Genomic DNA, 9,108 nt, shown 5'->3' with positions numbered 1-9,108 from the left:
CCCTGGCGGGAGAAGGGGGGGCAGGGGGGATGAGGGGAGACAGCAGCGGCAGAGACCACACCCCCAACCCCCCCGCATGCAGAGGGCAGGGGGGAGGTGAGCAGTGTTCCCCTTTCTCCCCTTGCGGGAGAAGGAAGCAGGGAGAATAGGAGACAGCAGGGGCAAGGCGGCGTCTCGCCCCATTCGAGTGCGCCGCCTTGCCCCCCTTCTCCCCTGGCGGGAGAAGGGGGGGCAGGGGGGATGAGGGGAGACAGCAGCGGCAGAGACCACACCCCCAACCCCCCCGCATGCAGAGGGCAGGGGGGCAGGGGGGCAGGGGGAATGCAGAGAGGAGAGGGGCAGGGGGGATGAGGGGGCGAACGCATGGCAACGCCCGCAGCATTGTCGTTCAATCTGTCAAGGCATCGACGCCTTGCGAGACTAATCAGGGCTTGATCTCGTGTGCTATAATTGCTTACAAGTGGCTATTGCCGCATCGTCTTGCTGAAAGAAAGGCACGCCCCTATGAGGCGAGGAGGTCTCCTTCTGTTGCTCGGTGTTGTGATTGCCGCCGCCGCAGCCCTGCTCTTCTTCTTTTTCTTCCAGACCCCGCCGGCGCCTGAGACGACCGCTCTGCCACAGGAACCGACTCCCGTACCACTACGCAAAGTCGTAGCCGCGCGTGTCGATATTCCGGCAAACACCGTGCTGACCGACACCGAGACACTTCTGACATTGCGCGACATTCCCGAGCCGGAGTACAATGCTGCGCCCGATCAGTACTTCATCAGCGTCAACGAACTGACGACGAAGGTAACACTGCGCGCGCTCAATGCGACCGAAATCATTCGCGCCCGCGACCTGACCGACGCCGGTCTGTCGTTCCAGGTGCCGCCGCCCGACACGCTCGACGCGCCGCCCAACAAGGTATTTCCGCTCGAAGTCGGCAACCTGACCGGCGTCGCCGACCAGATCCGTCCTGGCGATGCGGTAGACCTGGTGATGACCTACGAAATCCGTCGCCTGATCATCCGCCCGACGCTGACCCTGGACCCGGAGACCGGGCAGCTGGTCGTCACGCCGGTTGAAGAAACCCTCGTAGACCGGGTAACGAAGACCATGGTGCAGAATGTCCAGGTGCTGCGCGTCTTAAAACCTGCCATTCCGCAGGAGGCGGGCACGCCGACGCCAGCCGGAGCGTCAGGGCAGCCGGCGCCAGCGCCGGCGCCGGTAAGCACCCCGACGACCGACAGCTACGTGCCGGGAGCGCAGTGGATACTGCTGCTGGCGATGACCGACCAGGAAGCCGAGATTGTCAAATTCACGCTCGACCAGCAGGATCCCAAGCCGCAGATCACGCTGGTGCTGCGTGGGCGCGACGATGGAGAAATCGAGAACACCACCGGCGTCACGCTGCGCCTGTTGACCAGCCGTTATGGGTTGCCGATGCCCGAGCCGCTGCAACCGCTGGCACTTGCACCGGAAGAAATCACGCCGGGACCGGCGCGCCCGACGCCAACACCGTTCCCGCAGCCATAACCGATGACTGCATCATGGCAGAGAACGCGGTATAATACGAAAAAGCAGCCGGGGGTGCGCTCCACCCCCAAGTTAAGTATGTATAACATAACGCGACCGGCAACGCATACGACTGAGAGGGAGCCATGGCAGGAGGACCGCGAACCCCCGACGCCGCAGGTCCGGCAAAAATTCGGGTGATGATTGTTGACGATATCGCCGAAACACGCGATAACCTCGAGAAACTCCTCTTCTTCGAAAAAGATATCGAGGTCGTCGCCAAAGCATCGACCGGGCGCGAAGCGCTGGCGCTCGCCAAACAGCACCGTCCCGACGTGGTGTTGATGGACATCAACATGCCGGACATGGACGGGATCGCCGCGACCGAGGCGCTGTTGAGCCAGGTGCCCGAAGCGCAGGTCATCATGATGAGCGTCCAGGGAGAGCAGGATTACCTGCGCCGGGCTATGCTCGCTGGCGCGCGCGAGTTCCTGCCCAAGCCGATTGGCGCCGAAGAACTCTACAGCGCCATCCGTCACGTCCATCGCCTGGCAAGCACACAGCGGCGCTACGTGACGGCGCCGCCGCCGGGAACAGACGGATCGGGCGGCGATGAGGGGGCGCAGGGGCAGATCATTGCCGTGTTCAGTCCGAAAGGCGGCACGGGTACATCGTCGATCGCCTGCAACCTGGCAGTGGCATTGCGTCTGCTGACCAACAAGAAAGTCGCGATCGTCGATGGCAACCTGACGTTTGGCGATGTCGGCGCGATCCTGAACCTGGTGTCGTCCAAAACCATTGCGGACCTGGTTAACCGCATCAGCGAACTGGATCGCGATCTGCTCAACGATGTGATGGCCACCCACGCCTCGCAGGTGAAAGTCCTGCTGGCGCCGCCCAATCCACAGACCGGCGAACTGGTCACCTCGGATCATTTGCGAACGATCCTGGAGTTCATGAAGAAGGAATTCGATTATGTCATTGTCGATACTCAGGCATCGTTCCAGGATCGCGCGCTCGCCGCGCTCGACATGTCCGACCGGATCGTTGTGCTGATGACCCTCGAAATCCCCTGTATCAAGAATATCAAACTGTTCCTCGAAGTCGCAGAATTGCTGGAGTACCCGCGGGAAAAAATCGTTCTGGTGCTCAACAAAGCCGATAATCGCCTCGGCATGCGCGTCGAGAACGTCGAAGCCAATATTCAGCATAAAGTCGCTCTGCAGATTGCCAACGCCGGCCACGAAATGACGCTGGCGGTCAATCAGGGAGTGCCGCTCGTCATCGCCAAGCGTGATCTTCCCACATCCAAGGATATCGTCGCACTGGCGAAACTCTTGAGCAGCGGTCTTGCGGCGCAAACCGCCGCAGCCGGCAAGAAATCCGAAAAAGCGCCGGAGAAATCAGGTCTGTTCGGCAAATTATTGGCGCGGCGCTAAACGCCGCCCTTTGAGGGAGCATACGGTATGTCGCTCTTGAAACGCATTGGCGGAACCTCTGGCGCGACCGGGCAACTTCCCACCCCCGCCGCCGGACCGGCGGCGGCTCGCCCTGGCATTCCATCCGCCCCGCGCCGTGAGGAAGAGAATAGTGTCATCGAACTGCGGCAGCGCGTTCAGCAGCGCCTGATCAATGAACTCGATCCACGTCTCGACCTCTCCAACGTCGCCAGAGTGCGGCAGCAGGTCGAGGAGATTTTCAATACGATCCTCGATAGCGAAAATATCGTTCTGTCGCGGTCGGAGCGCGCCCGCCTGTTCGAGTCGATCGCCGCCGACATCCTGGGCTTCGGACCGCTCCAGGAACTGCTCAACGACCCGGAGATTTCCGAGATCATGGTCAATGGTCCCAGGAAGGTCTATGTCGAAAAGCGTGGCAAGATTCAGTTGAGCGAGGTGACCTTCGTCGATGAACAGCACGTCCTGCGGGTCATCGACCGGATTGTTGCTCCGCTCGGTCGCCGTATCGATGAGTCGTCGCCAATGGTCGATGCGCGTCTCCCCGATGGCAGCCGCGTCAATGCGGTGATCCGCCCGATTGCGCTCTGCGGACCGACGATCAGTATTCGTAAGTTCCGCAAGGAAGGCATTACCATCGAAGACCTGATTCGCTTCGGTTCGCTGACCCGCGAGATGGCGGAGTTTTTGTCGGCATGCGTGCGCGCATCGCTCAACATTGTGGTTTCCGGCGGCACCGGTTCGGGAAAGACGACGATGCTCAATGTGCTCTCGTCGTTCATTCCCGACGACGAGCGCATTATCACGGTCGAAAATGCAGCGGAATTGCAATTGCGCCAGGAGCACGTTGTGCCGCTCGAGTCGCGTCCGCCGAACGTCGAGGGCAAGGGGGAGATCAGCATTCGTGACCTGGTGATCAATACGTTGCGAATGCGCCCGGAGCGCATTGTGGTCGGCGAGTGTCGCGGCGGCGAGGCGCTGGAAATGCTCCAGGCAATGAACACCGGTCACGATGGCTCCATGACCACACTGCACGCCAACTCGCCACGTGATGCGATTGCCCGTATCGAGACGATGTGTCTGATGGCGGGCATGGATCTGCCGGTGCGCGCTATCCGTGAGCAGATTGCATCGGCCGTCAACCTGATTGTTCAACTGGCGCGCCTGAAAGATGGTTCGCGCAAGGTCATCTACATTACCGAAGTGCAGGGTATGGAAGGCGACGTCGTTGTGCTCTCGGATATTTTCGTGTTCGAGCAGCAAGGGATTGATGAGCGCGGCAAGATCATCGGTCAACTGAAGCCGACTGGCATCCGTCCACGGTTTGTTGATCGCTTCGAGGAGCGCAACATTTACCTGCCGCCGAATATTTTTGGCTATGGCAGTGGTTCGCTCTTCTGATGCCGCCTGGCCACTCATGAACGCGGCGGACTTCTGGCAGGCGGTTTGGGGCGCGCTTCCCGGTACGCCCCAAACCGCACCCTGCCAGTACGGCGCCGGAAAGGAACCCGCTGTATGCCGATCTCTGCGGATATGACCCGTTTCATTGCGCCTGCTGCCATCTTCGTCGTGATTGTGGCAGTCTTTGCGCTGCTGGCGCGCCGCAGCGCCGGCAGCGCCAGTTATGAGGAGCGGCTGACCCAGTTTGCCGGGCGGCGCACCGATCAACTCCAGCGCTCTGCCAAGGATCAGTTGCGCGAGATCGACAAGGTCGTAGCACGCGGAAAGCGCGGCAGCGAAACGCAGCGCAATCTGGCGCGCGCCGATCTGAAACTGACGGTTACCGAGTTCTATGCGATCAAACTGCTGGCCGCAGTGGTCGGCGCCGCCGTCGGCGCGTTCATCGGGCGCGCCAGTTGGGAGGCGCAACTGCTGTCAGGGATTGTCGGCTTCGTGCTGTTTTCCTTCTTCCCGGACATCTACGTGGGGTATGCCGCCAAACAACGCGTGACGAAATTCAACGCCCAACTCGGCGATACCATCAATATGCTGGCGAATTCGCTGCGTTCGGGGTATAGTCTGCTCCAGTCGATGGAACTGGTCAGCCGTGAAGCGCCCGAACCGACCGCTTCGGAGTATCGGCGCGTGGTCCAGGAAGTCGGTTTGGGGTTACGCACCGAAGATGCGCTTGACAATTTGCTCAAGCGCGTGCCGTCGGAAGACCTCGACCTGCTGATCACGGCGGTCAAAATCCAGATGGAGTCCGGCGGTAATCTGGCGCAGATCCTCGATACGATCGGGCATACCATCCGTGAACGTATTCGCATCAAAGGTGAAATTGCGGTATTGACCGCACAGGGGCGCATTTCGGCGTATGTGATTACCGGGTTGCCGATCGGTCTGGCGATTTTCATCACCGTCATCAATCCGAACTACATGTCGCCAATGTTTTCGTTCGGCATGCCGCCAGAACACTGGTGCTGTCTGCCGGTCGCCGGTATTGTGATGATCATAATCGGCTTCTTTGCAATCATGAAGATAGTCGATATCGAGGTCTGAGAAGGGGGCGCGTATGACAGGCATGTTGCCGATGATCGGGTTCGGGGTGCTCATGCTGCTCGGCGTCGGGCTGATTATGCTCGGAATGCGGCGTTCATCGCAGCCTGATGCGATCAGCGACCGGCTCAGTCAGTTCACCGAGCGCACGATGACGCTCGAAGAAATGGAACTGCAACAGCCGTTCAGCCAGCGTGTGCTGGCGCCGCTGGCGAAAAGCATTCTGGCAAAACTGGGCGAGTATGGTCCCAAACAGAGTGCTGAGCGTCTGCGGATCAGCCTGGCGCAGGCGGGCAACCCTGGCAACCTGACCCCCATGCAGTTCAGCGGCATTCGCCTGGCGCTGGCTGTTATCCTGTTCGTTGTGGTTGGCGCGGTTACCTTCCTCCAGGGGATGGAATTGACCCAGGCGCTGATGTATACCGCTATCGGCGGGGTGATGGGGTATCTGCTGCCGGGTATCTGGCTTGGGCAGCAGATCAAGAAGCGCAAGAAGGCGATTGTCAAGGCGTTGCCCGATGCGCTCGACCTGCTCTGCATCTGCGTCGAAGCCGGTCTGTCGTTCGATCAGGCGATGCAGCGCCTGACCGAAAAATGGGAAGACCCGCTCTCCAAAGAGTTCAAGCGCGTGCTCTCTGATACACGCCTTGGACGCCCCCGCCGTGAGGCGATGAAGGAGATGATCGATCGCTGTGGCGTCGATGATGTGCAGACGTTTATCGGCGCGGTGATCCAGGCGGAACAGCTCGGTGTGTCGATTGGACGTATTCTGCGCATTCAGTCCGACCAGATGCGCATCCGGCGCCGCCAGCGCGCCGAGGAAGAAGCGCATAAGGCGCCGATCAAGATGCTTTTCCCGATGGTCTTCCTGATCTTTCCGGCGTTGTTCATTGTGATTCTTGGTCCGGCTGTGCCCCGCATTATGAAATCGCTCGGTGGATTGGGAGGATGAGCAGATCATTGGTTTCGCCTCCAACGATCATCGAAAATGTCACCCGTGGCACGGTGATTGCTGACCGCGCTGAAGTAGCGCGGTCGTTGCTTGCACGGGGGCGCGGGTTGATGGGACGCACGTCCCTGCCCGCCGGGTACGGTCTGATTCTGGTTCCCGAGTCGAGCATTCATATGTTCTTCATGCGTATTCCGATTGATGTGCTGTTCGTGGATCGGCAGCATCGGGTGATCGGCGTGCGCGAGGCGCTGCCGCCATGGCATCCGTTCGCCGGCGTGGCGCCCTGGCGCGGGCATTATGTCGTCGAACTTCCTGTCGGCGCTATCCGCTCCAGCCATACCGAGATGGGAGATGAGTTGCGGGTGACGCCGGATATTTAGCGCCTCTTCCGAAAAATCGCTACGTGAAGTGTGGATGGGTAGGCGAAGGCGGCGCCTTCGCCTGCCCGACATCTGTTTCCCGGCGGAATGAATTCCGCATCTGTTTCCCGGCGGAATGAATTCCGCCGTACCGAACCGACATCTGTTTCCTGGCGGAATGAATTCCGCCGTACTGACCGTACTGGCCGTTTCTGACGCTTTTTGCCCGCACTCTGCAACATCTTGCGAAAATCCCCTCTCTGTGAGTGGTAGTGGCGCTTACAATAACACTGGACCCTTCGGTTATTAGATTCGCAGAGCACGCATGGTTTTTGCTCCTCTACGCAACAACCGCCTGATAGCCGCCGCAATCTTCACTGCGCTGCTGTTGCTCTATCTGGCGACTCTGACGCGGGTACATACGTTCGATGCGCTCTCGTATGTCATGAGCGTTGAACGCAAGCCGTGGACGGAGTTGTTCCATCCGCACCACCTGGCGTATGGTCCCCTCGGTTCGTTGATGCTGGCATTGAGCCGCTTCCTGGGATACAGTGGCGGCGCGGCGTTGCCGATGCAACTGGTGAATGCCGGAGCGGGCGCGCTGGGGGTGGCGCTGTTCTACCTGACGGTGCGCGCGGCGACGGGGCGTGCCGATGTGGCGCTGCCGGCTGCGCTGTTGCCGGGTGTGACGTATGCCTACTGGTACTACGCCATTGAAATCGAGGTCTACACCCTTGCGACGTTCTTTCTGATCGCCTGCCTGGCGCTGATCACGCGCCCGACGCTGTGGACGGCGCGCCGCTGCCTGGCATTGGGAATGGCTCAGGGTGGCGCGGTGTTGTTCCATCAGACGAATGTGCTGCTCTGTGCGCCAATTGCGCTGAGCGCACTGGCAGATCTGCGCGCAGGCTGGAAAACCGGCAATGCACGCGCAGTCGCCGGTCGCTGGGCCTGGTACGCAACGGCATTGGCATTGATCGTGGCGACGCCCTATCTATATGTGATGCTGGTCGTGAGCAACTTTCGCGCCATCGAGGATATGCTCGCATGGTTGACGGAATATGCGCGCACCGGATGGTGGGGCGGTCCGCCGACCGTTGACACCTTCACCGGTCTCGGCATCGGTCTGAGCGACACGCTGGCGCAACCCGGGGGCGGCTGGTTCTATCTTGCGCTCGGCGGAGTCGTGGCGTGGGTGTGGAGCAGGCATGACCGACCCCTGACCGGCGGGCAGAGCGACTCACAGGAAACTCATGTGGCGCTGGCGCCGCTGATTGCCTGGCTTGCGGCATATGGCGCATTTTTCGCCTGGTGGGAGCCGGATAACATTGAGTTCTGGATCGCCAGCCTGCCGCCAGCCTGCCTGTTGTTCGCCACAGCGCTCGCGCGGGCGCGCCCGTGGAGCGCGCCGGTCTGGACTTCCCTGGCAATTGTCGGGGTGATGGCATGGGTCAATTACGGCGCCATCGTCCAGCGCGGCGATCCGGCAACCGACCTGCAACGCCTGATTGCGCGTGAACTGGCGGCGCGCAGCACACCAGCCGATCTGTTGATCGTTCCTGATGGCTTGCAGGAACTCTACCTGCCGCACTATGAGCGCCGCGAGAACGTTCTGTCGCTCAACCAGGCGCTGTTCGACAGCAATGGATTATGGGATGGCGCCTGCGCAACGATCCGCAGCCGGATTGCGACTGCACAACATGCCGGGGCGGCAGTGATGATCGCCGATGAAGCGCTCCATCCGCCGCCGCGTGTGCTCAACCGTCACGGTATTGTACAATCGCAGATAGATATGTGCTTTGCGCCATACCACACAGCGCTCGTTGATCTTGCATTCGCTGAACCGCTTCCCACATACCGACGGCTGCCAGCCGCAACCGAGACGGCGCTGGCGGGCGGATGGACCTTCGAGCGGGATGCGATGGGCTGGCGGGCGTTCAACGTCGCCGATGAGCGCCTCGATGGGGGATGGCGTTTTCAGCCCGGCATCGATCCGGCGCTGGTCAGTCCGCTTATAAGGCTCGATGCCCGCCAGGTGACGGCCATCGAGATTCGGATGGCGAATGGCACACGCGCCCGTGACGCGCAACTCTTCTATGCTGGCGCCGACGGTGCGTTGACCGAGGACCATTCGGTGCGCTGGGAACTGGCAGAGACTGCTGAAGCCGTGACCTACACCATTGACCTGCGCCAGGCGCCAGGGTGGAGCGGAGTGATCACGCGTCTGCGGATCGATCCGGTGGGAGTCGGTGATGGCGGCGAGATACGCATCGAATGGGTGCGCCTGCACCTGGCGACGCAGTCGGGGAAGGAGCGCCAGCGAGGCATGATGAGTGTCATCTGAATG

At 60.9% G+C, this 9,108-nt stretch carries 7 protein-coding genes; all 7 read left to right on the top strand.

The features are described from left to right. Positions 1-504: 504 nt before the first annotated feature. The 7 genes from AC3EA7_RS04610 (at position 505) to AC3EA7_RS04580 (ending at position 9,105) form a co-directional block, all read left to right on the top strand. Positions 505-1,518 (top strand): CpaB family protein, encoded by a 1,014-nt coding sequence (locus AC3EA7_RS04610; protein WP_488612861.1) that lies wholly within the window; start codon positions 505-507, stop codon positions 1,516-1,518. Positions 1,519-1,643: 125 nt separating this feature from the next. Beyond that, on the top strand, positions 1,644-2,936 hold the full coding sequence (locus tag AC3EA7_RS04605) for a CpaE/TadZ family protein (RefSeq protein WP_488612860.1): 1,293 nt from the start codon (positions 1,644-1,646) through the stop codon (positions 2,934-2,936). A gap of 27 nt (positions 2,937-2,963) precedes the next feature. After that, positions 2,964-4,355 (top strand): TadA family conjugal transfer-associated ATPase, encoded by a 1,392-nt coding sequence (locus AC3EA7_RS04600; protein WP_488612859.1) that lies wholly within the window; start codon positions 2,964-2,966, stop codon positions 4,353-4,355. Positions 4,356-4,469: 114 nt separating this feature from the next. Next, entirely contained in the window at positions 4,470-5,453 is a 984-nt protein-coding gene (locus AC3EA7_RS04595; RefSeq protein ID WP_488612858.1) for a type II secretion system F family protein, read from the top strand. A 13-nt stretch (positions 5,454-5,466) separates the two neighbouring features. Next, on the top strand, positions 5,467-6,402 hold the full coding sequence (locus AC3EA7_RS04590) for a type II secretion system F family protein (protein ID WP_488612857.1): 936 nt from the start codon (positions 5,467-5,469) through the stop codon (positions 6,400-6,402). After that, the gene (locus AC3EA7_RS04585; RefSeq protein WP_488612856.1) at positions 6,399-6,782 is read left to right on the top strand and encodes a DUF192 domain-containing protein; all 384 of its coding nucleotides are present in this window, start codon (positions 6,399-6,401) and stop codon (positions 6,780-6,782) included. Before AC3EA7_RS04590 ends, AC3EA7_RS04585 begins: the two co-directional genes overlap by 4 nt. A 304-nt stretch (positions 6,783-7,086) precedes the next feature. Then, positions 7,087-9,105: a hypothetical protein gene (locus tag AC3EA7_RS04580; protein ID WP_488612855.1), complete on the top strand. Its 2,019-nt coding sequence runs from the start codon at positions 7,087-7,089 to the stop codon at positions 9,103-9,105. The last annotated feature ends 3 nt before the right edge of the window (positions 9,106-9,108 follow it).

The sequence above is a fragment of the Roseiflexus sp. genome (assembly GCF_057785375.1).
This window is presented reverse-complemented; position numbering and strand designations above follow the sequence as displayed.

Bases quoted from the DNA above. Each gene is read 5' to 3' on its own strand.
- AC3EA7_RS04610 (WP_488612861.1), top strand. From the start codon at position 505: ATGAGGCGAGGAGGTCTCCTTCTGTTGCTCGGTGTTGTGATTGCCGCC.
- AC3EA7_RS04590 (WP_488612857.1), top strand. From the start codon at position 5,467: ATGACAGGCATGTTGCCGATGATCGGGTTCGGGGTGCTCATGCTGCTC.
- AC3EA7_RS04605 (WP_488612860.1), top strand. From the start codon at position 1,644: ATGGCAGGAGGACCGCGAACCCCCGACGCCGCAGGTCCGGCAAAAATT.
- AC3EA7_RS04600 (WP_488612859.1), top strand. From the start codon at position 2,964: ATGTCGCTCTTGAAACGCATTGGCGGAACCTCTGGCGCGACCGGGCAA.
- AC3EA7_RS04585 (WP_488612856.1), top strand. From the start codon at position 6,399: ATGAGCAGATCATTGGTTTCGCCTCCAACGATCATCGAAAATGTCACC.
- AC3EA7_RS04580 (WP_488612855.1), top strand. From the start codon at position 7,087: ATGGTTTTTGCTCCTCTACGCAACAACCGCCTGATAGCCGCCGCAATC.
- AC3EA7_RS04595 (WP_488612858.1), top strand. From the start codon at position 4,470: ATGCCGATCTCTGCGGATATGACCCGTTTCATTGCGCCTGCTGCCATC.